The sequence below is a fragment of the Thermobaculum sp. T2p genome (assembly GCF_059335935.1).
Genome location: NZ_JANZYQ010000017.1, coordinates 28607 through 54240, shown reverse-complemented (window position 1 = coordinate 54240; position 25634 = coordinate 28607). Strand labels below are relative to the sequence as shown.

Sequence of the window (25634 nt, the reverse complement as noted above, 5' to 3'; positions counted from 1 at the left end):
GGAATGGCTGTCGCAGTTCAGAAGCATTTGCTTGATGTAGATACTCTAGGGAAAGCTGGGATAGAGCGAATATTGAAGCAGGCTGAGTGGTTTGGTAGGACCGATTCAACTGTCTATTCGCATCAGCTAGCTGGCAAACTAGTTGTCAACCTATTCTATGAGCCAAGTACACGGACAAGAATGTCTTTTGAGATAGCTGCACGTAAGCTCGGGGCTGAGGTTATAAATTTCGCTGTGGCCGGGAGCAGTGTAGAAAAGGGCGAGTCTCTGATAGATACTGTTCGAACTGTCGAGGCTCTGGGGGCGGATGCCATAGTCTTGAGGCATCAGGCTGCTGGCGCCTCCTACCTGCTGGCAAGACACTACTCTGGTGTGATTATCAACGCTGGAGACGGTAGGCATGCTCATCCAACTCAGGCGCTGCTAGATCTGCTGACTGTTTATCAGGCATTAGGCCGCATTGAAGGTGTTACCGTGGCTATCGTAGGCGATATCCAGAACAGTAGAGTTGCCAGATCTAGCGCGATCGCACTCGCTATGTGCGGAGCTAACGTTAGGCTTGTATCTCCTCCAGCATTATCTATACACCCAGATTGGTTATATGGACTCGGCCTATCAGTTAGCATGCATACCTCTCTCGAAGAGGGGATCACAGGTGCTGATGTAGTTATGCCTCTGCGCATACAGAGAGAAAGGCAGGATCAGGGGTATATACCCAGTATTCGCAACTATATAACGAACTATGGCATTACCCCAGAAGTCATAGCAAAGTACTGTCCAGACGCATTTGTTATGCATCCTGGACCAGCTAACGAGGGAGTGGAGATATCTGCGGATCTTATGGTAGCTCCCAACAGCTTGATCCAAAAGCAAGTTGCGAACGGCGTGCTAGTTAGGATGGCAGTTCTTAGCATGCTTCTAGGAGGAGATAGTGAGTAGATTACTGCTGAGAGGCGCCAGAATAGTATGTCCTTATACCTCGATTGATAGTACTGGAGACGTTCTAATAGAGGACGGTCGGATAACTGCCGTCTGCATTGGTAAGTCGCTGGATGTAGATCAGGCTGAAAGTGTAAACTGCGACGGTTTAGTGTTATCCCCTGGTTTCGTAGATGTGCATGTACACCTCAGAGAGCCCGGAGAGGAACATAAGGAAACTATAGCGTCTGGAGCAAGTGCAGCTCTAGCTGGTGGATTCACCACTATATGTGCTATGCCTAACACGAACCCTGCCTTAGACAATCCCAGGTTAGTTAGATGGGTAGTAGATAGGGCTAATGGTAATGGCGTAAGGGTTCTCCCAATAGGTGCTATTACCATTGCGAGGCAGGGTAAATTACCGGTTGATTATGAAGCTATGGTTAAGGCAGGGGCCGTAGCTTTTTCCGATGATGGCAGTCCTGTTATGAACTCCCGAATGATGCGTCTGGCTTTACTTTACTCCAGAACATTGGGAGTGCCCATATCCTCCCATTGTGAGGATAGTGATCTATCGGCTAATGGTTGTATGCATGACGGAGCTGTTAGCGCTCGTTTGGGACTTCCTGGAATACCTGCTAGCGCGGAGGAGGTCATGATCTATAGAGATCTAGCACTAGCCGCTGAGACAGGGGGGCATATACATATTGCGCATGTGAGCACCTCTGGAGGAGTTGAAGCCATCAGACATGCGAAGAAGATGGGTGTGCAAGTCACAGCTGAAGCTACACCCCATCATTTTACCTTTACTGATGAGTGGGTGGCAGGATGGCAAGATTCTAGTGCTGATCGATGCTTGAGCATTTCAGCATACGATACTAATGCTAAAGTCAATCCTCCTCTTAGGTCTAGAGAGCATGTTGAGGCAGTCATTGAAGGCCTAGTTGATGGGACGATTGACGCAATTGCCACTGATCATGCTCCGCACTCAGTTCTCGAAAAAGATTGTCCGTTTGAAGAGGCAGCATTCGGTATTAGTGGACTTGAGACTGCCTTGCCTCTTAGTCTGGAGTTAGTCAGAGCCGGAAGAATTTCTATGATGAAGATGGTGAGCTTGCTCACCATCTCTCCAGCCAAGGCCTTTGGTATTGACCATTGGGGAATAGAGGAGGGAAGAGATGCGAACCTGGTGTTGTTCGATCCCAACCTGGAGTGGACAGTTACCCCATCGACTCTGATTTCCAAGGGCAAAAATACCCCTTTGATTGGTAGGCAGGTCACAGGCCGAGTACTTATGACCATATTGGGAAATAAGCGCTATGTAAGAGAGGAATTAAAGGCGAAATGGAAGCAGCATTAATTCTGGAAGACGGCAGGATATTCAAAGGAGAGCCATTCGGCTACCTCGGCTATACAGAAGGAGAGGTTGTGTTCAGCACGTCCATGACTGGATATCAAGAGATGTGCACCGATCCCTCCTACTATGGGCAGATACTATGCCTTACATATCCTCTTGTTGGTAACTATGGGATAAGTGAAGCCTTCGATCAGTCTGTCCGTCCTTGGATAGCTGGACTAGTAGTTAGGCAGCACTGTGATCATCCTTCCCATTGGTCTAGTCAGGGAACTATTGATTCATACCTCAAGAGACACGGAATTCCTGGAATAAGTGGGGTTGACACCAGGGCATTAACCCGCCATATAAGATCTCATGGCACGATGCGAGGCGTACTTGTATCTGATATGTCTCAGTACTCGCTTGAAGAGCTACTAGATAAAGCTCAGAGGGCTCTTACTCCAGATGATCTTCCCAGTGTGGACACGGTTAGCCTGGGTAAGAAATATGAATACAAGGCAGATGTAGCTGGCAGGCGAATAGTAGTAATAGACTGTGGCCTCAAACATAATATACTCAAGTCGTTGGCTAAGCACCCCGTAGAGATAATTGTAGTTCCTTATTCAGCTACCGCAGAGGATATACTAGAGCTCTCTCCCGATGGTGTACTCACCTCACCCGGACCAGGCGATCCCGAAAATGCTGAAGCTCCAGTTAGAGCTGTGAAAGCTGTGCTGGACAACGATGTGCCTTTCTTCGGTATATGCCTGGGGCACCAGATACTGGGACTTGCCATCGGTGCTACCACAAGCAAACTTAAGTTTGGTCATCGAGGGGCAAATCACCCAGTAAAAGAACTAGCTACTGGGCAAGTACACATAACATCTCAGAATCATGGATACCAGGTAGATGCTGATAGCATACCAGTGCATGAAGGTTGGAAGGTCAGTCACGTTAGTCTGAACGATGGCTCGGTGGAGGGGATACTGCACGTAACCAGGCCAGCTTTCTCGGTGCAGTACCATCCGGAGGGCTCTCCTGGCCCTGATGAGAACGAGTACCTATTTTCTAACTTCCTTTCGATGGTTGAGAATTATTCAAGGAGGCAAAGCTAATGCCCATCAGGTCCGACATAAAGAAAGTTATGGTTATAGGTTCTGGCCCGATAATTATCAGCCAAGCTGCAGAGTTCGACTACTCTGGTAGTCAAGCATGCAAAGCTTTGCGAGAAGAGGGCATATTTGTTGTGCTTGTGAACTCTAACCCTGCGACCATCATGACCGATGAGTCCACAGCGGATAGAGTGTACATTGAGCCCCTGAATGTGGACGTGTTGGAGAAGATAATTAGCAGGGAGAGACCTGATGGCATATTACCAACGCTCGGCGGACAGACGGGCCTAAACCTGGCAGTTGAGCTGGCCTCTGCGGGTATTGTTGATAGGTATGGGATTAAGCTTCTTGGGACTTCCCTGGATAGTATCAAGCAGGCAGAAGATAGGCTACTGTTCAAGCAGCTGCTCCAGGAGATAGGAGAACCTGTAATTGAGAGCATGACTGTGCATTCTGTACAAGAAGCCATAGCTTTCGCTAATCAGATTGGTTACCCGCTCATTAGTAGGCCTGCATATACGCTTGGAGGGACTGGCGGTGGCATCGCTCACAACCAGGGAGAGCTGACTAAGCTAATAGAGCATAGCCTAAGGGCTAGCCCGATAGGCCAAACCCTACTCGAGAGATCTATAGAGGGTTGGAAAGAGGTCGAGTACGAGGTCATTCGAGATAGCGCAGACAACGCCATCATAGTCTGTAATATGGAAAACATAGATCCTGTGGGTGTACATACTGGCGATTCTATTGTGGTGGCTCCGAGCCAGACTCTGTCTGATCGCCAGTATCAAATACTCAGGGATTCAGCGCTTAGAATAGTGCGCGCTCTGAAAATTGAAGGTGGTTGCAACGTCCAGTTTGCCCTGGATCCTAAGTCAGATGACTACTATGTCATAGAGGTCAACCCAAGGGTTAGTAGAAGCTCAGCTTTAGCATCGAAGGCCACTGGTTATCCTATAGCTAGGGTTGCCGCCAAGATAGCGTTAGGTCTTACACTAGATGAGATACCTAACGCGGTTACGTCCTCGGCAACGGCTGCTTTGGAGCCTTCACTGGATTACTGTGTGGTCAAGATACCTCGATGGCCTTTCGATAAATTTACGGAAGGTGATAGGAGGATAGGTACCCAGATGAAGGCTACCGGCGAGGTTATGGCTATAGATCGATGCTTTGAAGCAGCTCTACAGAAGGCAGTACGTTCTCTGGAAATCTCGGGCAGAAACCTGCTCTGGGAGTCTCCAAAGTGGAATGACCTAGAGGAGCTGGATAAGGCTTTACAAGTGCCTACAGATGAGAGGCTTTGGGCCATAACTACTGCGCTGAGGAGAGGTTATACAGTTGAAGACGTCTCTGAGAAGACGAAAATCGATCCATGGTTCATAAAGTGCATGGAAAATATAATCTCCTTGGAGGGTGTCATCAGACGTTCCGAGTTAGACAAAGCTCTATTGTGGAGGGCGAAGAGGCTAGGCTTTTCCGATGCATATATAGCTCAGATTAAGGGCGTAAGTGCTGAGGACATCAGGAAGTTACGCAAGCAATGGGGTATAACTCCCGTATGGAAGATGGTGGACACATGTGCCGCCGAATTTGAGGCTACAACTCCCTACTTCTACAGCACGTATGAGGAGGAGAACGAGGCTCTCCCACAAGAGGGTAGGTCATCTGTTGTTATAGGTTCCGGTCCTATACGAATTGGTCAGGGCATAGAGTTCGACTACTGTAGCGTCCATAGTGCAAGGGCTCTAAGGGAAGCTGGAGTAAAGAGCATAATGATCAATAGCAATCCTGAGACCGTTTCCACAGACTTTGATACTTCGGATAGGCTGTACTTTGATCCACTTGACGACGAAAGCATTAGAGATATAGTCGAGAATGAGCGTCTGGAAACGCTTGCCGAAGGCTATCCTACTCAATCTACGCTTGAAGGTGATGAACTGCCGGTAGCAGGACCTCCTGTGATTGTACAATTCGGTGGACAGACGGCCATAAATCTTGCCTCCAAGTTACACAGAGCTGGCTTTAAGGTCCTAGGTAGTTCGCTAGAGTCCATCGATTTGGCGGAGGATCGAGAGCGCTTCGACGGGTTGCTCAATAGCCTGGGGTTACTTAGACCACCTGGAGGGACTGCTAGAGATCTGGATTCTGCTTTGGAGACCGCTACCAGGATAGGTTACCCGCTTCTTGTAAGGCCTTCTTATGTTCTGGGTGGACAGGCTATGAGAATAGTTTACAACGAAGTAGAACTTCTGGACTATATAGATGCTGCTACCGAGGTAAGTGGGGACCATCCAGTTCTGCTTGATAGGTACATCGAAGGCACTGAAGTGGAAGTAGATGCTGTATCTGACGGAGAGACGGTGGTTATCCCTGGTATAGTCGAGCATATCGAGCGAGCAGGCGTGCATTCAGGAGACAGCTTTGGCGTGTACCCGCAGATAACTCTGGATGACCAGGATGTCTCACAAATTGAAGAGATCACGGTTAGGTTGGCTCGAGCTATGAACGTCAAAGGGCTGATGAACGTTCAGTTTGTGGTTCAGGATCATCAGGTGTATATCCTTGAAGTAAACCCTAGAGCCAGCCGTACAGTACCCTTTATTAGCAAGGTCACCGGGGTGCCTTTGGTAACTCTAGCTACTCACGTGATGCTTGGCAGTAAGCTTGCTAATATGGGTTACGCTACGGGGTTAGTACCTAGGATGCCACTATATGCCGTGAAAGCTCCGGTATTTAGCATGTCGAAACTAGCTGGGGTTGACACGGTTCTTGGCCCCGAGATGAAGAGTACAGGCGAAGTTATGGGCGTAGATGTTGAATATGAACCAGCACTTATGAAGGCTATGATAGCCGCAGGTATAAATCCTCCTCCAGGGGGATCTGTGCTGATGTCCATAGCTGACCATGAGAAATCCGAGGCTCTGCCATTAGCTGCTGCTCTGGTTGACATGGGCTACACGTTGGTCTGTACCGAAGGTACGTCAACCTTCTTTGAGGACAATGGTATCCGTGTAAACCAGGTAGTGCACAAGATAGGATCAGTACGCCCAGATATCACCGATATCATCCGGAGGAGGCAGGTTTCCTTAGTAATCAATACGCCCTCTAGGTCTGGTAGGACCATAAGAGATGGTTTTGAGATTCGTCGTGCGGCTGCAGAGTCCGGTATTCCCTGCCTGACATCTCTGGATACAGCTAAGTCTCTGGTGAAAGCATTACAGAGAAGAGGAGATTATAATATTGCTACTGTTGTAGAGTATAGGCAGGGTGCATTGGATATTTTGGCTGTGTAACTTCTTTATTACGGTTTGTTGGGAGTGATGTGTGAAATATATATACGCACTGCTTATTTTTTTACCTATAGCAGTACTTCTACACTTTCTCGTCCCAGACTTATATCTGCTTATATTTATTACTTCTGCTATTGCCCTAGTTCCTCTTGCAGCTGTGCTAGGTCAGGCTACTGAAGAGCTAGCCGTCTATACCGGTCCACAGGTAGGAGGCTTATTGAACGCTACTCTCGGGAACGCAGCTGAGTTGATCATAAGCATAGTTGCTCTTCGTGCGGGTTTGGTCGACCTAGTAAAGGCTTCTATAACTGGCTCTATCATAGGCAACATCCTAATAGTTATGGGTGCAAGCCTGTTAGCGGGTGGTATAAAGAACGGCATCCAGAGGTTCGATAGGGGTAGCATGGGGGCTGTTGCATCCATGATGTTGCTTGCTGTTATATCGATATCTGTTCCAACTATCTTTTCGGCCACGATACAACGTGAGTCGGGTCATGAAGATGTACAGCTGCTAAGCGATGGTGTAGCTATCGCCATGATAGTGGTATATGTCCTATATCTATTGTATTCTTTCTTTACCTCTCCTAACTCCCACAAAGGTGTTTCTGATAGTGCTGAGGGTGAGCATACGGCTAGCTGGACCCTTCCTATGTCATTGGGTCTACTCGTTGCTTCCACTATAGGTATTGTGGTAATGAGCGAGATACTAGTAGGAGTTGTAGAGGAGGTTGTAAGTGCCTTAGGGTGGACAGAGATCTTCCTGGGAGTAATGATCATACCTCTCGTTGGTAACGTGGCTGAGCATCTGGTAGGAGTGCAGGTAGCCTTAAAGAATAGAATGGACCTGAGCCTTTCTATATCCTTAGGTAGTAGCTTGCAAGTAGCACTGTTTGTAGCTCCAGTGCTGGTCCTAGTAAGCCTGCTTTTCTCTAAGCATATGGACTTGGTATTCACAAGATTTGAGATAGTTGCACTTATAGCCGCTGTTCTAATAGGTAATCTAGTGGTATTGGATGGTGAAAGCAACTGGCTTGAGGGCGCACAGCTTATTACAGCATATGTCATATTAGGGATAGCATTCTATTTCTTACCTGTTTAGGAGGCTTATGAGGGAGACGAATGATACCCGAGAATTATTAGTTCGAAACGGTGCACTTCTTGAAGGGCATTTCTTACTTTCGAGTGGACTACATGCGCAATACTATGTTGAGAAGTTTCGGATTATTGAGAAACCTGATTTAGCTTCATCCTTATGTAGCCAGATCGTACAGCATTTTGCTGATAGGAATCCAGAGGTTGTTGCAGGGCCGACTACTGGTGGGGCGATATTAGCCTTCGAGGTAGCGAGACAGATGGGGTTGCGAAGTATAATCGCTGAACCTGCTCCGGCAGGTGGTAGGGAATTCAGACGCGGTTTTGAGATTAAGCCTGGTGAGCGAGTGCTAATAGTAGATGATGTCATGACTACTGGAGGATCCGTGAAAGACACTATTGAGGCTGTCAACCGGTTGGGCGGTAATGTGGTAGGCGTTGGTCTGCTTGTGGACAGATCTGCGGGAAAAGTTGATTTGGGTCTTGACTATTGGGCTACTATAACTCTTGATATACCGACTTATAACCCAGAAGAGTGTCCCCTTTGTTCCGCTGGAGTACCAATTACTAAAAGAGGGACTTCTGCTAAGGTTAACCCGTAGCTAGTATATCGTCTGAGTCCAGTTGACGCTCAAGCTCCGCCAGCTCTCGAATGCGATGTCTGATCTGAGCTAAAGTAGCTGGATTTGGTCTGCGTTCATATTCAGCCCTAAGCTCAGTTATTATTTGTGAAACGCGGCCTATGGTACGTACGGTAGATAGAAATGGATCTTTGTGAAAACCTTCGTTATTACCCAACACCTAACCCTCCCTACCTTCCCCTAATTATACCGTGTTAGGGTATAAATATTGTTGCGTTTTGCTATTTTCTAGCAGTATTTATGCCTTTGCTCATGTATTTACGAGAGGTGATAATGGATTCTCAGGATAAAATCAGATCTCGTGCTGTAACGCTTCTTAAAACTGGTCCGAAGAGTGAAGATTCTTTAGCTCGGGAACTTTTTGGTGCTATAAATAGTGGTCCTGCTTGGATCCGGATCCTGGAGCAGTGTCTAGATGGGGATCCCAGATTAGAAAAGGATCCCAACGGGGTTTGGAGACTTAAGGAAGATGCCTTATCTAGACAACCAGTTTTACTTACCGGTCGTACAACTAGAGCTAACAGAGGTCGATTGCTTTTGCTAGCAATATATGCTCCTGAAGAATCTACGGTAAGGTATTGGAGATTTTCTGTTGATTCCAAGGTGCCGTTATATCAAGAAGGGCTGTACGATTGGTTTGTGGATATAGAACCTGTGCCTTTTGAGCATGTAGCAAAGGATATCAGCTACTACTTAGCGGGTAGAAATGTATACGTACTGGATATCAAGGTCTGGAACTCTCTAGCCTATGAATTTTCTAGGATAGGCTTGTCCCCAGATCTAGCCGAGCCCGTGGTTGTAAGTTCTAAAGGCTGGGATAAGGGTAAATCAAACTACGTTCTCAATGGCTTATCGCCGGGACCGTTTTTAAACTATAACCCCCTTGTAGAAGAGATACAGGTGATTTTGAGTGCGATCAATAGTAGCTACACACATCATGCTGCTCAAGACGTAGGTTCTAGACTACGTCGCATGCAGGAAAAGGTGAGAGCTGTACCGGAATGGCCAGGAGTGTATATCTTTTACGACTTATATGGTGTTCCTATGTACATAGGGAGCTCCTCTAATCTCCGTAGCAGACTTAGGACTTATCTGGGTGGGCAAGTAGACATAACTCGCAACATGAGAGGCTTTCTTGAGAATGTGAGTGATTTTGATTATGTGCTGTTGGCTACACATCTTGAGGCGCAAATTGAGGAAATGGCTCTAATAGCGGGCCTGAACCCCAAATACAACATCCAAAAGATGCGAACCCGCAAGCTCTGGTGGTTGAGAATAGAGAAAAAAGATAGCATCAAGTTAACTGTTGCCAGCGATAACAGGAAAGAAGGAGCTATTCATATAGGCCCTTTACCCAATAGGAAGCTGCTCTACGACCTAAAGATCGTAGTTCAATCGGCACTAACTTTCTGTCCTTCTATTCTTCCTAAGGAACCTGAAGTTCTTGCGCAAGTTGTGCAGGATCCTGAGAAACTACAGCCAATAATAAGCCGACTTATTTATATAACTGGTCTAGATAGTAAGCATAGCCTAGAACGGTCAAGTATGACGAGTGTTTTGCAGAAGATCGAGAGGGGCCAGTTCAGCTTGACCTCTGACAGGTTTCAAGGTCCTGCTATCATAATAAGCTATTGTTCTCTGAGTCGAGAGCTGTTATTTACTGGAGTTATAAATATACCCATTGTTGCCACCAGGGCTAGTTGGGATGACATCGAGGACGTTCGAAAGAAGATAAAGAACCTATTAATTTTATTGGAGTCCTGTCAAGAACCGACGAACGTGCCCACGTATGCGCTTTCGATTACAACTGAGTGGCTCTATGAACATAGATTTGATAGTAAGGTATGCTTCCTACCAATTACGTTAGAAGAGGTAATCAGTAGGGCACAGCAGTTAGTAGAAGAGCAAGGGAACTCACTATAAGGTCCGCTCTAACGTAAACTGAGCTATCTCCATCATGGCTTCACGAGAATCGCTGTTAGGTAGCACTAGTAAAGCGGACTTGGCCTCTTCAATAAGGGCTGCTGCTTTGTCTCTTGCCTTTTCTAGAGCTCCTGAAGATTTGATAATATCTATAGCCCCATCATAATCTTTGCTGAGTCCTGATATGACTGCCTTAACATGTTCAGCTCTGTGATCGTTAATGTCGGCACTTTGAAGGAACAGTATTACTGGTAGAGTTATAGTACCCTGCCTTATATCGTTACCCACAGGCTTGCCTATCTGTTCAGTAGATGTGAAATCTAGCAAGTCATCTATGATCTGGAAAGCTAACCCTAACTTTTTGCCATAAGTGGTTAATGCTCTTCTGTGAGATTCTGGTGCTTTGGAGAGTATAGCCCCAGTTTCGGTACAACACTCGAAGAGAGCTGCTGTCTTTGCGTATATTCGTCGATAGTACTCTTCTTCTGAAGGTACTCCGTTGTTCTTCCCTAAACTCTGCCTCAGCTCTCCATCTACTATGACTATCAGGACTTTCGCAAAAAGATCAATTGCTTCTGGATCTGACGTCATTGCCGCGTAGTGAGCAGCTTTTGCAAACAGAAAATCTCCTAGGAGAATGACAACTCCAGGGCCAAATATCGAGTTGGCAGTGGCTATACCTCTTCTGACGTCAGCTTGGTCTATTGTGTCATCATGTATAAGAGTTGCAGTATGCAGTAATTCAACGGCCACGGCGGCGTTAAGCAGCTTTTCGTGATCCGGCGAGTTGATGCTGCCAGAAAGAAAGACTAGCGCAGGTCTTAGTCTCTTTCCACCGGCTAAAATCAGTGATCTTACTACCGATGCTAGCTCCGGTATCTCTTCTGGCACTGATTCCAGTAGTTTCTGTTCTACTTGCCTGAGTTCCGACGATATGATTCCGAAGGAAGTGAGTGTAGTCACATCAAACCTCAAGTTGAATAATATTAGCCATTACTATCTATACCATGACTTGCTACTATATCAGCTATCTTAGTTAATGTAGCAGTAGCCACTCCTGTTGGCCCTTTGGCTAGATGTGGAAGGTCCTTATTATTCCAAGCAGTGCCTGCTATGTCCAGGTGTACCCATGGAGTATCTTCAGCAAACTCCTTGATGAATAGAGCACCAGTTATAGCCCCGGCCTCTCTGCCGCCGCTATTAGCTATATCCGCTATGTCGCTATTTAGCTGTTCTCTATACTCTGCAAAAGTAGGCATCTGCCACATCTTCTCACCTACTTGTGAGGCGGCGTTGAGCACTACATTTGTCCAGTACTGATGGGACCCGAAGACTCCCGTGGTAATAGTTCCAAGAGCTACTACGCAGGCTCCTGTGAGCGTGGCAACATCTACCAGGTGTGTTGCACCCTCCCTCTTGGCTTGTACGATGCCATCAGCAAGTACTAATCTGCCCTCAGCATCAGTGTTTAGCACCTCAATGGTTTTCCCGCTGCCGGCTTTTATTACATCTCCAGGTCTCATGGCTGAGCCACTAGGCATGTTTTCAGCTAGGCATAGAATACCAACTACGTTCACTTCAGGTTTAAGCTTAGATATAGCTATCATCGCACCTAGCACTGCTGCAGCGCCAGACATATCTGACTTCATCCTGTGCATATTCTCAGCCGGCTTGAGTGATATACCACCAGTATCAAAGGTTATGCCTTTCCCTACGAACCCTATAGTGTTTGGGCTGTCGCTGGCTAGATATTTGATGATTACCATTCTCGCAGGTTCTGAGCTGCCGCTTGCGACCGCGAGGATAGCACCATAACCTCTTTGCCTTAGATCCTCTTCCTCAAGTATCTCACAAGCCAATCCATTGACCTCACATAAACTCTGTGCCCTGTGAGCAAATTCCCTTGTTGTTAGTACATTGGGAGGCTCGTTAGCAAGGGTTCTGGCCAGGTTAACCGACTCTCCAATTGCTGTAGCCCTGTTGATGGTTGCTTTTATATCGGAGCTTGAAGATTCTAGTATGAGCTCTATACTTTCTACGTTTATTTCCTGAGAGGGGGTTTTATATATTCCGGGTGAAAAATTGCCCACTATAGCGCCGTGTACCGCCGCTGCTACCAGTGCTTCGTTTGGCTCTGCGAGTGATGGTAAGAATATTGATAGGTTATCGATTTTATGTTTCCTGGCCCACCTGACAGCAGTCCCAGAGAACTTTCTGATGTCCTCTACGGTATTACTGAGCTCGCCCATCCCAATTAGAAGGATAAACTTATCCCTTTGTCCTGCATTTATTAGGGATACTTGACCCTTCTGTGATGCTACGCCGACCAGATCCGTCGATGATATATTTGACTCTATTTGGTTCACATAGGGCAAAGCCTGCCCTGCAAACATTGGTATTGCTACATATCTTCTTTCGGATTCAAGTGGTTCGCCAACACGGTAAGTAATCTTCATATCTCTTCCTTTTACCTAGCCATCAACCTTGGTGATCATAGGTATCTTACCTGAAACCGAAGAGATTATAGCAAGCTGGGCCCGTGTCTTTCTGGACATACGTCGTATCCTGCAGCTAAGATTCCATATGTGAATAGAGGTAATGAGCTAGAACAAACCAATAAACCCTCCTATGTAGGATTATACGTTCATATACCTTTTTGTAGAACCAAGTGTATCTACTGTGATTTCAATTGTTATGCCGGGAAAAATGCTCTCATACCTGATTATGTGCTTGCCCTTAGTAAGGAACTTGTAACCTACAGTAATCAAGGACTGGCTGCGAAAACGCTCTATATGGGAGGCGGCACACCTAGCCTTCTTTCTCCCAGTCAGGTTGAGTGTATCATTAGTACTGCGCATGATTACCTTAGATTGTTTGATGATGCTGAGATAACAATGGAAGCTAACCCTGGTACGGTTGATGAGCAGTACCTTAGAGCTATCCTAGCTTTGGGTGTAAATAGAGTCAGTATTGGTATACAAAGCTTCAAGGATGATGATTTGCGCAGGCTGGCTAGACACCATACGGTTGAAGATGCTTTGGAGGCTTACAGTGCTGCAAGGGCAGCAGGATTTGAGAACATCAGCGTCGATCTGATATATGGCTTGCCATTTCAAACTCTAGATGACTGGAGACTTAACTTATCCCGTGTAATAGATATAGAGCCTGATCATTTATCACTTTACGCGTTGACTGTTGAAGAAGGAACCCCATTACATAAGTTGATATCACGGGGGAAGCTGCCCTCTCCAGATGACGACTTAATGGCTGATATGTATGAGCTTGCTCAAGAGGTCCTGGAAAAAGCCGGATATATACACTATGAGATAAGCAATTGGTGTAGGCCAGGTAAGCAGGCCAAACACAATATGATTTATTGGAGAGAAGAGCCGTTTATAGGGGCTGGGGCAGGAGCATATGGGTTTCTAAACGGCGTGCGCTATTACAATGAGTTATTGCCTTCTAAGTATATTTCACTTATAAATAATGGGCAGAGCCCTATATTTTGGCAAGAAGAGCTGAGCGCGCCCATCGAGAGGTCTGAATACGTTATCCTGCATCTACGGCTTGCGGAGGGTGTGAACGCCGAAGATTTTCAGCTACGATACGGTCAAAGCTTACGATCTTTTCTGAGCGGTAAGATCGATGATGTTGCTGGTTTGGGGCTTGTAGAGTGGAAGGATAACTATTTCAGACTCACTTCGAAGGGCAGACTGCTTTCTAACGAAGTGTTTGTTAGGATACTTCCTGATTAGAATTGTAGGTTTACAGCTATCTAATACGCAAAACACAATAGTTCTTAGTTATTTTTATTGGAGGAAAACCTTGCCAGAGTTTTTGGTAACCTTCGTAGGTCTGCTGTTGAGGGTACTAGAGATAGCCATTATAGGTAGAGCGCTGATATCCTGGTTTGACCCTTTGTTTAGGAATCCAATATCGCGTTTTCTCTACGATGTCACTGAACCTATTCTTAGGCCAATACGTAACTTTATGCCTGGGGGAGTGATGATTGATTTTTCTCCTTTAGTTGCTTTGATAATTCTTTGGATAATAGAGAGGCTGTTTTACTCAGCTGTGGCTGGCTAGATCTGAAAGTTTTATCTGTTGAACCCGACCTTCTTCGGATACGAGGCTGGCTGTCTGTTTGTATAAGTTCAGTTTAGCTACTTTGTATTCTTGGCCTCTCCACGTGACCTTTTCTCCCAGCTTCGGTATGTACCGTATTTGGGGTTGAGTTTTGTTTATAAATGTTACTATCCCTAGTTCTGAAGATATCTCCTTGATCCTACTTGTTAGATCGATATCATCTGTGTTTATTTCTATTCTTAGGAATCTAAGCAAAGGATCCAAGCTAATATTCACGATTTTTCCTGGTGTTGATCGCATTTCCCTTACTAAGCTTTGAACTACAGAGTCCTTTTCTGGTGGGGAGGGCTCTGCAGAGAACATCTTGATGCTAGCTTGAGATTCAACATTGATTTTGGCCAAGTTGTGCGCTATACATACTATTCTCGCCCATCTTAGTCCTTCATTCGCTAGATCTATCAAGCAGTAGGAAGATGTACTTGGAGATGCTGGGGTGTGATTTTCTACCCATGTTAGCTCATTATGTCCAAGTATCCTAATGCCTAGAATATAGCTCATACTCTAGGTAACCTCAGAAAGAGGTTTTCTAGTACTAACCTTACGTTAGCATTTGAGTCGAGCATATATATAGCCCTTAGAATATGCTGTATCAACTCGTAGCCATGTTGTGGCCCTAAGGAGACTAGGAACTGAATAAGATCTACGTTTTCAGATAGATATGATTTACTGCTGTTTTCTTGAAACGTCTTGATAGTTGCTAGCCTTATAACTCCTATCCAGTTAAACAAGAGAGAGTACAAATCATCTCTATCGTTAGGCTTATTGGACCAATCTTTGGATAATTCTTCAGCGAACTTCAGCCTTTCAATGTCATTTGATTGGAGGACTTTATTCAGGTATTTCCAATCATCATTTACCTGGGTTACTAGCGCTCCGTCGTGAGCTGCCCTAATTGCCCATCCTGGCCTGCCGTTGGACAGAGTCGCTATTATATTTGCCTCTCCTTGCTCGACACCTAGGCTATTGACCAAATAGCTGGTAATTTCACTATGTGGAACGGGTTGTAGGTTTACTCTATAACAACGTGATCTGATCGTCTCAGGGAGCGTGTAATCATCTATAGCTATAAGTACTATTGTCACGAAGTCTGGGGGTTCTTCCAAAGTCTTCAGGAAGGCATTGGCTGCTTCCTCTGTCATTGTAGATGCGTCTTCGATCAGATAGACCTTCCTGTTAGCCTCGAAAGGTCTAAGATATATGCGCTCGATGATGTTCCTGATGGAATCTATACCAATCTCTCTAGAAGTTTTGCCTGATTGTTCAGCCTGTAATGCCAGGCTAATCGTCTCGACATCAGGATGTGAGCCATGATAGATCTTCCTGCAGTGTATGCATCTGCCACATGGGGGATCATATATTTCGGCGGAGCATAGTAGTAATGCGGCGAACCATCTTGCCAGAGTGCTCTTGCCTACGGATGGAGGACCGGTAAATAGCCAGGAGCCGCTAGCTCTATTTTTTGTCTTGGCTGCGGACAGTAGCTGCAATGCTTGCTTATTGCCTACAAACCCTGACGAGCTGGTGCTGATCATAGCCTTCTCTTTTATTTAGCTTTTACTTCTTGTTCCTGCTGTGCTGGGCTCTTAGCTGGTGCTATTTTCGCAGAAAAGTGCTCAATTATCTTCTGCCTGGTTGTGTCTTGAATTACTACCGAGGGTACCTGCCTGCTATTGGCCCAGCGCAGTAGCTGTGCAGAAGTTAAAGCTGTGTTCTTACAGTCGTCTAACATCAATACAGCGTCGGGTGATGTAAAGACCACTGCACCGCTCACGGGAACATCTCCAAAGCCTGCCTCTTGTAAGTCCTTTGCTACAGCTTCAAGAGATGCCTGCAAATCTATTGAAGGGTTTCCCAGGGATGGCTCGCCAGTAAAGAAACGTACCAAGATGTTCTTTCGTCTTTTCCACTTGTTACCATTACATTCTGTTACGCCGCCGTGATTACGAGTTTCAATTACCAGTACGCCTTCGGGACCTACGAGTATACCATCTACTATTACAGAACCCACGGGTATCCAATTACCTAGCCAGTACCTGTTGCTCAGGGATTTCAAAGCTGTGGCTAGTCTCTGATCCGTCCTCACGTTTTGTCCTAGGTCAAACTGGATCTGCCTAGTAAGGCTCGTTATTATATAACCGATGATCATGAGTGGCCATGCGACAAATATTAGCTGCTGATACAGCAGGACTATTACTACTGAAGCTGTTAGAAAGAAGAACCCTATTAGTAACGTTCTCTGTATTAGGCTTTGGCGGCTTCTTATGTACTCTGAATTGACTGCTACTTGCACTTGTTTTACCCTTGATATTCTCTAAATATCAGCACGGCATTCTGCCCGCCGAAACCGAACGAATTAGACATAACAGTCCTTACATCAGCTCTTCTGGCCTCGTTGGGCACGTAATCAAGATCGCATGCTGGATCAGGGGTTTCGTAATTGATCGTAGGAGGAATCACCTTATCGTAAATTGTCATTACAGAAGCTACTGCTTCTATGGCTCCCGCAGCTCCTAGCAAGTGTCCTGTCATAGATTTGGTAGAGCTGATAGGCACCTTATATGCATATTCACCAAAGACTGCTTTTATTGCTAAGGTTTCTGCGGCATCGTTCAGCTGTGTGCTCGTACCGTGACCGTTTATGTAGTCTATTTGGTCTGGACTCAGGTGTGCACACTCCAGTGCTTTGCGCATGGCTCTGGCAGCACCAGTTCCATCAGGCTCTGGCATGACCATATGATAGGCGTCTGAGGTTGCGCCGTAACCTACTATCTCAGCATATATCTTGGCACCTCTTTGCAGAGCGTGTTCAAGGGATTCGAGCACTAGTATAGCTGCCCCTTCCGCAGGTACGAATCCATCCCTATTTTTATCAAAAGGTCTACTCGCCTTTTGAGGCTCTTCATTGCGGGTGCTCATAACACGCATAACGCAGAATGCAGCCAAGCCCAAGCGACAGATAGGAGCTTCAGTACCCCCTGCTAGCATGACATCTGCTTCGCCGCGCCTTATTACTTCAAAGGCTTCACCAATGGCTTGAGTGCCAGCAGCACAAGCGGTCACTATAGTGCCGTTATACCCATGAGCCTTGAATGTCATTGCCACCTGTCCTGCGGGCGCGTTTGCTAAGCTAATGGGTGCGAAGAAGGGGCTAATTCTCATAGGACCTCGTGTAAATAGAGTCTGTGCAGCGGCCTCAGTATCAGGGAAACTCGAAGTTCCGGTACCTAACAGCACGCCTATCCTGGGATTTTGCTCTTCAAAGCATAGCTCTGCGTCCTGCACAGCCTGTTTTGCAGCCCCAACAGCAAACTGTGATGCTCGGGACATCCTGCGTACCTGCTTGGGATCAATATACTCCTCTGGATTCCAGTTTTTTACCTCTCCGGCTATCTTGGTCGTGCAACCTTCGGTGTCGCACATGGTGATGGTATCTATTCCAGACTTTCCATTGACAAGCGATTCCCAGTAAGCTTCTTTCCCTATGCCTACAGGAGAGATTACTCCCATGCCTGTGATTACAACTCTTCTGTTTTGTCTGGAGTTGTCCGCTACTTCCAGAGGTTCTACAAGGGACTGGGGCTCATGAGCTACGTTGGTGGCAATCTGTGCAATTTGACGCTCTATGGTCTCTGTAAGTTCTCCACCTTCCTCCTTTATGGTTGCTCTAAGCTTTTCTATAAGCCTTTCCCTTAGTTCGACCTTGTTTTCGGTAGTCATTAAGCTACAAAACACCCCCATAATTTATTTTTAGTAACTGTTTTTCATTTAACTGCTTGCTGGTACACTAGGTCAGGTTTCCTAGCTGCTGTTGTTTCATCTAGTCTTCTGACGATAGTGTTATGTGGTGCTGATTTTACTAGCTCCGGATCGTTCTCAACTTCTTCGGCTATTTTTATCATAGCTGCAGCGAACTCATCCAAGGTTCTCTTGTTTTCCGTCTCGGTAGGTTCAATCATCAGACATTCTTCTACAATAAGTGGAAAGTAGATTGTTGGTGGATGAAAACCGTAATCGATGAGCCTCTTAGCTATGTCTATGGTACGTACACCAAATCGCTTCTGCTTTGATCCTGAAAGCACAAACTCGTGCATACAAGGACGATCGTATGGTACTTGATAAGCGTCTCTTAGTAGAGACAGAAGATAGTTTGCATTGAGTATAGCATGTTCGCTGACAGATCTTAGTCCCTCAGAACCTTGCTGCATTATATATGTGTACGCCCTTACTAGCACTGCAAAATTCCCCCATAGTGATCTTACTTTTCCTATGCTCTTGGGGGGATCCTGAAACTGATAGATCCTACCTGCCTCTGTATCTCGAGCTACTACTACAGGCGATGGCAGAAATGGAGCCAAGAAGTCCTTAACTGCTATTGGACCTGCACCTGGACCTCCTCCACCATGGGGTGTTGTGAAGGTTTTGTGCAAGTTAAAGTGGAGTACATCAAATCCGAGCTCGCCTGGTTTAACTATACCCATTATGGCGTTCATGTTTGCGCCATCACCGTACATCAATCCACCAGCTTCGTGAATAACTTCGCATATCTCTCTGATATGCTCATCGAACAGGCCGAGGGTATTGGGATTAGTAAGCATCATAGCAGCTACTTCTTCATCTACCAGCTGCTTTAGTTCCTCGAGGTCAACGTTGCCGCGATCATCGCTTCTAACGGTTACTACTTGGTACCCGGCCATGGAGGCAGTAGCTGGGTTCGTGCCATGAGCGGAATCTGGCACTATTACTTTGGTTTTGTGTGTCTGGCCTATACTATCTAAGTATGCTCTAATCACGAGCATACCGGTCAGCTCGCCGTGTGCGCCTGCAGCTGGTTGTAGTGAGACGGCATCCATACCGGCGATTTCCGCTAATGCCTGCTGGAGCTCATACATAATTTGTAGGGCTCCTTGGACCTTCTCGATAGGGGTATACGGGTGAACTCTCCTAACGCCTCGGTGAGCAGCTACCTCTTCGTTGACTTTGGGATTGTACTTCATCGTACAGGACCCAAGAGGATAAAAGGTAGTATCTATGGCAAAGTTCAACTGAGACAGCCTTACGAAGTGACGAATCACCTCAAGCTCGCTGACTTCTGGCAGATTGAGATCTTCCCTTAACAGTTCCTCTGGGAGATTTGCTGTAGGGACTTGACTATCTGGTAGACTGTATCCGGTGGCGCCATCTCGGCTCCATTCGAAGATTAGAGGTATGGTCATTATGCTCGATGCTCCGAGAACTCTAAAAATCCTATATGCGGCTAGATTATATCATAATATTTGAATGGCACTCATGATGCTGTCATACACCTGTTAGTTTGCGGAGTAAACTTGCACATTTGGATATACAAGATAAAGCATATACAAGCCTAGAATACGACAAGATACTACAGCTGCTAAGTAAGCACACTTCGTTTAGCCTTAGCAAAGAGCTGGCTCTATCTCTACGTCCGCTGAATGATCTGGAAGGAGCTATAAGGTCCCAGCGAGAGACAACTGAGGCTCTCAGAGTTTTACAACTCAGACCAGATATAACGATAGGTGGAGCTAGGGATATTAGGAGTCTAGTCACAAAGGCAAGTCTGGGAGGTGTATTAGACCCTTCGGAGCTGTTACAGGTCTCTGATACTATAGCAGCTGCCAATAGTTTCTCCAGGCAGCTTGGTAAAGTCTTGGAAGGTGTAGACTCCTTTTCTCTGCTATCTGCCCAGTTGAGGCACATAGTTGACCTGTCTGATCTGCGTAAACAGATAGACGCGGCCATAGATGACCAGGCCCAGGTACGTGACTCCGCTAGTACTACTCTTGCAAGGATAAGATCGCAGCTGAGATCAGCGCACGATCGCTTAATGCAGCACCTCAATAATTTGATTAGCTCTTCGTCTTATAGGGATGCCCTGCAGGAGCCGATCATCACTCAGAGAGATGGAAGATATGTAGTCCCTGTACGTGCGGATGCAAGGCACAGGATACCGGGCATAGTTCACGATGTGTCAGGCAGCGGGCAGACGCTATTTGTAGAACCACTAGCTACCGTAGACATGGGTAATAGGATTACTGAGCTTCGTAGGCAGGAGTCTGAGGAGATAGAAAGGATACTTGCCCAACTATCCGAAGCGGTTGCTTCGGCTGCTTCGGATATTATGAGGACTTTACTTGCTCTCGCAAGATTGGACTTTGCCTTGGCCAAGGCAAAGTTCTCTCAATATTTGGATGCTTGTGAGCCCGAGTTGGTAAGTGCTGAGTATAAAGGAGATAAACTGTTCCTGCCTGATGCTAGGCATCCGCTATTAGGCGGGGACGTAGTGCCCATAACCATTTTCTTGGGAGAAGATTTTAGAGTACTGGTTATAACCGGGCCTAATACTGGCGGTAAGACCGTAGCCCTCAAAACTACAGGGCTCCTTTCTCTGATGGCTCTAAGTGGTCTACACCTACCTACAAGTGAGCGTGCACGCGTGCCAGTGTTGAGGTACATCTTGGCTGATATAGGCGACGAGCAAAGCATTGAGCAAAGCTTGTCGACATTTTCTTCTCACATCATCAATATCAAGAAGATGCTGGAGGTGGCCGGCTCCGATACTTTGCTGCTGCTGGATGAGCTGGGAGCGGGTACGGACCCAGAAGAAGGAGCAGCTATAGCTGAGGCAATTATCGATTATCTTCTTGAAAAGCGAGCTTTGGTGGTGGCTACTACTCACTATCCTGAGATCAAGGTATATGCTCAGACCACTCCAGGCGTTACTAACGCGTCTGTGGAGTTTGATCTGGAGACACTCTCACCTACGTATAGGCTGAAGATTGGCCTCCCGGGCCGTAGTTATGCCATAGATATTGCACAGAGGTTGGGCTTACCCGAAGCAGTTATTGAGGCGGCAAAATCTAGAGTCTCACCCGAAAGCAGAGCAACCAACGATCTGTTGGAACAGATAGAGAATGAAAAGAAGCTAGCAGATCAAAGATTAGCCGAGGCAGAGCGGATTAGACGTGAGGCAGAGGAGCTTCGTTCACGCGCTGTAGCTGAACTTCAGGAGGCTGAAAGGATAAGGGAGCAAGCTCTTGAAGAAGGGTATCAGCAGGCTCTAAGAGAACTGGAAGATGTACGCAGGGAGATCGATGAGCTCAGGAGAAGATTGAGTGCCTCTCAGGCAGCGAGCAAACTGGGGGAGATCACCGAGTCCCTAAGAACAGTGGAGAATGTTGAGCGTCGCGTGAGGAAGCTTACAAGGAGTTCGAAGAGGCCTAGTGTTATTAGAAGGACCCCTCAGGTAGGGGATAGTGTGAGAATAATGAGTTTTGGTACCGAGGGAAAGGTTATTAGTATAAGTGATTCTACTGCTGAAGTACAAGTAGGCAGTGTCCGATCTAGGGTTCCACTATCTGACCTGGAGGTTGTAGGGGGGAAGCAAAGCCTCGAGGCCTCGTCTCAAAAGCGTACCCGTGGTGTCAGGCTAAATGTGGATGTTAGGGCCAACATATCCACAGAACTTGACTTGAGGGGAATGAGAGCTGAGGAGGCTCTTTCTAAGCTTGATGAATATCTCAATGATGCTTACATACAGGGTATTCCTACAGCACGTATAATTCATGGCTATGGTACTGGAGCTTTGCGGGATGCAGTCAGGGGTATGCTGCAGGGTCATCCACTGGTCTCCGTATTTCGGCCTGGTAGCCCAGGTGAGGGAGGAGACGGGGTAACTGTTATCAATCTTATCTCCCGCTAACCATCCTGTCTTCCAGGCTGGTTGGCTGATACTCGTCGGGCGTGTAGGACATCTGAAGTAGTACGGATCTCAATCTAGTAAGCCATCGATCTGGCTTGCCACTAATCTCTACTCTTACCTGACCAGGCAATATCCTAACTCCTCGCCAATGTGCCAGTCTCTCAGCAGGTGGAGGGTTGTCGGCTTTGATTATCACTTCGTTGTCCGCTGCTCGTATTGCAGTGACACCTGCTTTTGCTGCCACTATCTTGAGATCTATGAGCTTGATCAGGTTTATGGTCTCTTCAGGTAGCGGCCCGAACCTATCTCGCATCTCGTTTTCCATCGATCTAAGCTCACGTGCCGTTGATGTGGATGCTAATCGCCTGTACAACCTGATTCTGGTGTCTCTATCAGAAACGTAATGTTCGGGTATTAGAGCTGGAATCGGCAGATCTATTGTTACTGCAGGGGGCTCACTGATGGGCTGTCCTGTGCGCAGTTCCTGTACTGCTCTCTCTATCATTTGGGTGTAAAGCTCTAGTCCAATGGCGTAAACATGTCCACTTTGCTCTGGCCCCAAGAAATTGCCTGCTCCCCTTATCTCAAGGTCCTTCATAGCTATCCGGAAGCCAGCCCCCAGCTGAGTAGCTTCTGAAATTGCTTCCAGCCTTTTCTGTGCGTCCTCTGTCATCCTAGCATCAGGTCTGTACATGAGGTATGCGTATGCTCGATTGCTGCTTCTACCCACCCTACCCCGTAGCTGATAGAGTTGAGCTAAGCCCATATGTGTAGCATCGTCAACTATTAGCGTATTAGCGTTGGGGATGTCTAGTCCTGACTCGATAATGGTGGTACATACTAGAACATCATAATGGTGATGCATGAATTCCAGCATTACCTGCTCTAGCTGTTGTTCTGGCATTTGACCATGGGCGACAGTGATGCGAGCCTCTGGCACCATCTCTTGTAGTTTGTGTGCTACCTTGTAGATGTCCTGCACTCTATTATGCACGTAGAAGACCTGTCCGCCTCGTTCCAACTCCCTTATGATACTGTCTCTGATGATGCTGTCATTCTTCGGAACAATATAGGTGTATACAGGTAAGCGATCCTCGGGAGCAGTTTCTATCACACTCATATCCCTTACTCCCGAAAGCGCCATTTGCAGAGTCCTGGGTATAGGAGTAGCTGTAAGGGTCAGCACATCTACCTGAGTACGTATCTGCTTGAGCGTTTCCTTGTGCTTGACGCCAAATCTTTGCTCCTCATCTACTATGACTAGTCCAAGGTCCTTGAACACTACATTTTTTTGGAGGATGGTATGTGTACCTATAACTATATCGACGTTACCCTTCTGCAAATCTTCCAGGACTTGGTCTCTCTCCTTCTTGGTCCGCAGCCTGGACAGCATTTCAACTCGTATGCCAAATGGGTTAAATCTGGACCTAAATGTTTCATAATGTTGTAGTGCAAGCACAGTTGTCGGGACGAGTACCGCGACTTGTTTGCCATCTGCCACAGCCTTGAATGCAGCTCTAAGCGCCACTTCGGTTTTGCCGTACCCTACATCCCCACATATCAGTCTATCCATGGGCTTTGATGATTCCATATCAGCCTTGACATCTTCAATAGCTGCCAACTGATCATCTGTTTCCACATAAGGGAACGCACTCTCGAACTCTCTATGGAGTTCATTGTCTGGGGAAAAGCTATGACCTTTGGCTATCTCTCGGGCCGCATATAGCTGAAGCAACTCTTTAGCTAGTTGATCTGCCGCCTTCTTGGCTCTTCTTTTGGTGCGCGCCCAGTCGGCAGTTCCCAACCGACTGAGCGCAGGCTCACCTCCACCAATGTATGGAGAGATTCTATCTATTTGGTCTACTGGTACATATAGTCTGTCCCCTCCGGCATACTCCAGGACCAGGTACTCTCGTTCTGCTCCTGAGCTACCTCTCATAACGTTGCCTACGTACTTAGCTACCCCATGGTCTACATGTACCACGTAGCTACCTGGTTGGAGGTCAGCTAGGAAGACCCTCTGAGGAGCTTTCCTTGGAGAGCGCGCTCTTCTTGGCTCCCTATAACCCCAAAGTTCCGTGTCTGAAAGAACTACCAGATTGATGTCGTCACATATCCAACCATCTTGGATGGAGCCAGGTACTATGAATATCTGCCCCTGTTTATCATCCTCCTCTAGTGCCAATGGCAAGTTGTGCTCTTCTGCCACGTGGCGGATTCTCTCATGGTGCCGAGTTACGATAAATACAGTTCTACCCTCGTCAATCCAAGATCGTAGGTTATCGACGATGTCTATAGTGCTGGATCTAATCTGCGGAGCGGGATAGAAACTGAGGTTGCCCTCAGCCGAATTGACAGGTTCGATCTTCGGTAACGTCTTGAGTCTATCCTCTATAGTACTCCACTCAAAGACAGGGCTAAGCAGGTTCGAGGGTATATCTCCTGATCGCTCCATCTCCAATCGCATACCTTCAATGTGTGAACGCAGGGTGCTTGCAGTAAGTGCAAGTCTGTCAGGCAGATCTGTGAAGACTATACTGCCTTCGCTGAGGTAATCAAGCAGATTCCCCTGACCGCTTGGAAAGTACGGAGCTATTATGCTATGTATGGATGGAACGTCACCTGCTGATAGCTTTTCTAGGGACTGTTTCCAGTTGGATGCTACTTCATGCCGCAGATTAGACAGATCTATCTGCTGAAGACGTTCTAGTGCTGACTCATACTCGGCAACTGGGATCTCGTATGGCGAGATTATAGAGAATGAGTCTATTTCTCTGACAGATCTTTGAGTTTCTGGATCAAACAGCCTTATGCTGTCGACTTCGTCGCCAAAAAGTTCTAATCTGATTGGCAGATCCGATGATGGTGGCCATATATCGAAGATACCGCCTCGCCGTGAGAATTGACCAACTTCTTCGACACTGGGAACAGGCGAGTAACCGAACTTGGACGCTCTGTTAGCTAGGGCAATAATATTTACGGTAACTCCTGTCTTGACAAGTTCTCTATGATCCTCAAAGTAGCGTCGAGCTAACGTGGGTTCCAGGATGGATTTCACGCTTGCGACGATTAGCAGCGGCTCCCTATCTGTTTGTAATATTCGCTCCAAGGCTGCGAGCCTTCTGAATGGCGAGTCTTGAGTTGGGGTAGCTATCCTCTCATAAGGTAGATCATCATGTGCTGGCCATAGCAGTACCCTCTTGGGATCCCATAAGTATGTAGATAGAGAATCCGCTACGTTCTGAGCTTCTTCTGGCCTCGGTACTATCAGCAGGGTGTCTGTCTGCATTTCGGCAAATAATGTTGCCCATAAGGCTGGGTAGGCAGAAGGGACAGCAGATGGAAGATAACTGACCTTTTCCCCTCTACTGAGTTGTGACTTTAGATGCTGGATTTGCTTGGACTTAGATAGCAGTTCTATTAGAGGTTTTGTTGTTGTCATTTATATCCAGGAAAGTAACA

Annotated in this window: 19 protein-coding genes; 10 read left to right on the top strand and 9 right to left on the bottom strand. The window is 46.7% G+C overall.

The genetic code is table 11. The features are described 5' to 3' along the window. The first annotated feature begins 3 nt into the window (after positions 1–3). The 6 genes from N2245_RS08490 to pyrE are packed head-to-tail and all read left to right on the top strand — an operon-like array spanning position 4 to position 8347. The gene (locus N2245_RS08490) at positions 4–939 is read left to right on the top strand and encodes an aspartate carbamoyltransferase catalytic subunit (RefSeq protein WP_494536305.1); all 936 of its coding nucleotides are present in this window, start codon (positions 4–6) and stop codon (positions 937–939) included. Next, positions 932–2278, top strand: coding sequence for a dihydroorotase (locus tag N2245_RS08485; protein ID WP_494536304.1), 1347 nt, complete (start codon positions 932–934; stop codon positions 2276–2278). Before N2245_RS08490 ends, N2245_RS08485 begins: the two co-directional genes overlap by 8 nt. After that, positions 2263–3369, top strand: a complete 1107-nt coding sequence (gene carA / locus N2245_RS08480; RefSeq protein ID WP_494536303.1) for a glutamine-hydrolyzing carbamoyl-phosphate synthase small subunit — start codon at positions 2263–2265, stop codon at positions 3367–3369. Before N2245_RS08485 ends, carA begins: the two co-directional genes overlap by 16 nt. Further along, a complete protein-coding gene (gene carB / locus N2245_RS08475) occupies positions 3369–6656 on the top strand; it encodes a carbamoyl-phosphate synthase large subunit (protein WP_494536302.1) in 3288 nt (1095 codons plus the stop codon). Before carA ends, carB begins: the two co-directional genes overlap by 1 nt. 31 nt (positions 6657–6687) lie before the next feature. Continuing rightward, positions 6688–7752, top strand: a complete 1065-nt coding sequence (cax, locus tag N2245_RS08470; RefSeq protein ID WP_494536301.1) for a calcium/proton exchanger — start codon at positions 6688–6690, stop codon at positions 7750–7752. Positions 7753–7759: 7 nt separating this feature from the next. Further along, entirely contained in the window at positions 7760–8347 is a 588-nt protein-coding gene (gene pyrE / locus N2245_RS08465; RefSeq protein ID WP_494536300.1) for an orotate phosphoribosyltransferase, read from the top strand. Here pyrE and N2245_RS08460 read toward each other — a convergent pair. Next, positions 8337–8543: a hypothetical protein gene (locus N2245_RS08460; protein ID WP_494536299.1), complete on the bottom strand. Its 207-nt coding sequence runs from the start codon at positions 8541–8543 to the stop codon at positions 8337–8339. The genes pyrE and N2245_RS08460 overlap by 11 nt on opposite strands. A 116-nt stretch (positions 8544–8659) precedes the next feature. Between N2245_RS08460 and N2245_RS08455 the strand changes: the two genes are divergently transcribed. Continuing rightward, entirely contained in the window at positions 8660–10309 is a 1650-nt protein-coding gene (locus N2245_RS08455; RefSeq protein ID WP_494536298.1) for a hypothetical protein, read from the top strand. Here the strand turns inward: N2245_RS08455 and N2245_RS08450 are convergent. Together N2245_RS08450 and N2245_RS08445 are read right to left on the bottom strand one after the other, a co-directional pair. Then, the gene (locus N2245_RS08450) at positions 10304–11272 is read right to left on the bottom strand and encodes a polyprenyl synthetase family protein (protein WP_494536297.1); all 969 of its coding nucleotides are present in this window, start codon (positions 11270–11272) and stop codon (positions 10304–10306) included. The two genes, N2245_RS08455 and N2245_RS08450, sit on opposite strands and share 6 nt — an antisense overlap. A 23-nt stretch (positions 11273–11295) precedes the next feature. Further along, positions 11296–12765 (bottom strand): leucyl aminopeptidase, encoded by a 1470-nt coding sequence (locus tag N2245_RS08445; RefSeq protein WP_494536296.1) that lies wholly within the window; start codon positions 12763–12765, stop codon positions 11296–11298. 129 nt (positions 12766–12894) lie between these two features. Here N2245_RS08445 and hemW point away from each other — a divergent pair, with 129 nt between their 5' ends. Together hemW and N2245_RS08435 are read left to right on the top strand one after the other, a co-directional pair. Then, positions 12895–14064, top strand: a complete 1170-nt coding sequence (gene hemW, locus N2245_RS08440) for a radical SAM family heme chaperone HemW (RefSeq protein ID WP_494536295.1) — start codon at positions 12895–12897, stop codon at positions 14062–14064. A 70-nt stretch (positions 14065–14134) separates the two neighbouring features. Then, on the top strand, positions 14135–14395 hold the full coding sequence (locus tag N2245_RS08435; RefSeq protein ID WP_012875304.1) for a YggT family protein: 261 nt from the start codon (positions 14135–14137) through the stop codon (positions 14393–14395). Here the strand turns inward: N2245_RS08435 and N2245_RS08430 are convergent. The 5 genes from N2245_RS08430 to gcvPB are packed head-to-tail and all read right to left on the bottom strand — an operon-like array spanning position 14378 to position 19668. After that, entirely contained in the window at positions 14378–14953 is a 576-nt protein-coding gene (locus tag N2245_RS08430; RefSeq protein ID WP_494536294.1) for a hypothetical protein, read from the bottom strand. The genes N2245_RS08435 and N2245_RS08430 overlap by 18 nt on opposite strands. Beyond that, on the bottom strand, positions 14950–15987 hold the full coding sequence (locus N2245_RS08425) for a DNA polymerase III subunit (protein ID WP_494536293.1): 1038 nt from the start codon (positions 15985–15987) through the stop codon (positions 14950–14952). The genes N2245_RS08430 and N2245_RS08425 overlap by 4 nt, the downstream gene beginning before the upstream one ends. Positions 15988–15998: 11 nt before the next feature. Continuing rightward, a complete protein-coding gene (locus tag N2245_RS08420; RefSeq protein WP_494536292.1) occupies positions 15999–16745 on the bottom strand; it encodes a nuclease-related domain-containing protein in 747 nt (248 codons plus the stop codon). A gap of 5 nt (positions 16746–16750) precedes the next feature. Then, positions 16751–18172 carry a beta-ketoacyl-ACP synthase II gene (gene fabF, locus N2245_RS08415; protein WP_494536291.1) on the bottom strand — a complete coding sequence of 474 codons (1422 nt, stop codon included), beginning with the start codon at positions 18170–18172 and terminating at the stop codon, positions 16751–16753. A gap of 44 nt (positions 18173–18216) precedes the next feature. Further along, complete coding sequence (gene gcvPB / locus N2245_RS08410; RefSeq protein WP_494536290.1) at positions 18217–19668, bottom strand: aminomethyl-transferring glycine dehydrogenase subunit GcvPB; 1452 nt, start codon at positions 19666–19668, stop codon at positions 18217–18219. A 119-nt stretch (positions 19669–19787) separates the two neighbouring features. Between gcvPB and N2245_RS08405 the strand changes: the two genes are divergently transcribed. Further along, positions 19788–22172 carry an endonuclease MutS2 gene (locus N2245_RS08405; protein ID WP_494536289.1) on the top strand — a complete coding sequence of 795 codons (2385 nt, stop codon included), beginning with the start codon at positions 19788–19790 and terminating at the stop codon, positions 22170–22172. Here N2245_RS08405 and mfd read toward each other — a convergent pair. After that, positions 22159–25614 (bottom strand): transcription-repair coupling factor, encoded by a 3456-nt coding sequence (gene mfd, locus N2245_RS08400; protein WP_494536288.1) that lies wholly within the window; start codon positions 25612–25614, stop codon positions 22159–22161. The genes N2245_RS08405 and mfd overlap by 14 nt on opposite strands. Positions 25615–25634 lie beyond the last annotated feature (20 nt).

What these genes read in the sequence shown, in the direction of transcription:
- N2245_RS08455 (WP_494536298.1), top strand. Translation starts at nt 8,660, where the DNA reads ATGGATTCTCAGGATAAAATCAGATCTCGTGCTGTAACGCTTCTTAAA.
- carB (WP_494536302.1), top strand. Translation starts at nt 3,369, where the DNA reads ATGCCCATCAGGTCCGACATAAAGAAAGTTATGGTTATAGGTTCTGGC.
- N2245_RS08425 (WP_494536293.1), bottom strand. Translation starts at nt 15,987, where the DNA reads ATGATCAGCACCAGCTCGTCAGGGTTTGTAGGCAATAAGCAAGCATTG.
- N2245_RS08490 (WP_494536305.1), top strand. Translation starts at nt 4, where the DNA reads ATGGCTGTCGCAGTTCAGAAGCATTTGCTTGATGTAGATACTCTAGGG.
- gcvPB (WP_494536290.1), bottom strand. Translation starts at nt 19,668, where the DNA reads ATGACCATACCTCTAATCTTCGAATGGAGCCGAGATGGCGCCACCGGA.
- pyrE (WP_494536300.1), top strand. Translation starts at nt 7,760, where the DNA reads ATGAGGGAGACGAATGATACCCGAGAATTATTAGTTCGAAACGGTGCA.
- fabF (WP_494536291.1), bottom strand. Translation starts at nt 18,172, where the DNA reads ATGACTACCGAAAACAAGGTCGAACTAAGGGAAAGGCTTATAGAAAAG.
- carA (WP_494536303.1), top strand. Translation starts at nt 2,263, where the DNA reads ATGGAAGCAGCATTAATTCTGGAAGACGGCAGGATATTCAAAGGAGAG.
- N2245_RS08445 (WP_494536296.1), bottom strand. Translation starts at nt 12,765, where the DNA reads ATGAAGATTACTTACCGTGTTGGCGAACCACTTGAATCCGAAAGAAGA.
- mfd (WP_494536288.1), bottom strand. Translation starts at nt 25,614, where the DNA reads ATGACAACAACAAAACCTCTAATAGAACTGCTATCTAAGTCCAAGCAA.
- N2245_RS08430 (WP_494536294.1), bottom strand. Translation starts at nt 14,953, where the DNA reads ATGAGCTATATTCTAGGCATTAGGATACTTGGACATAATGAGCTAACA.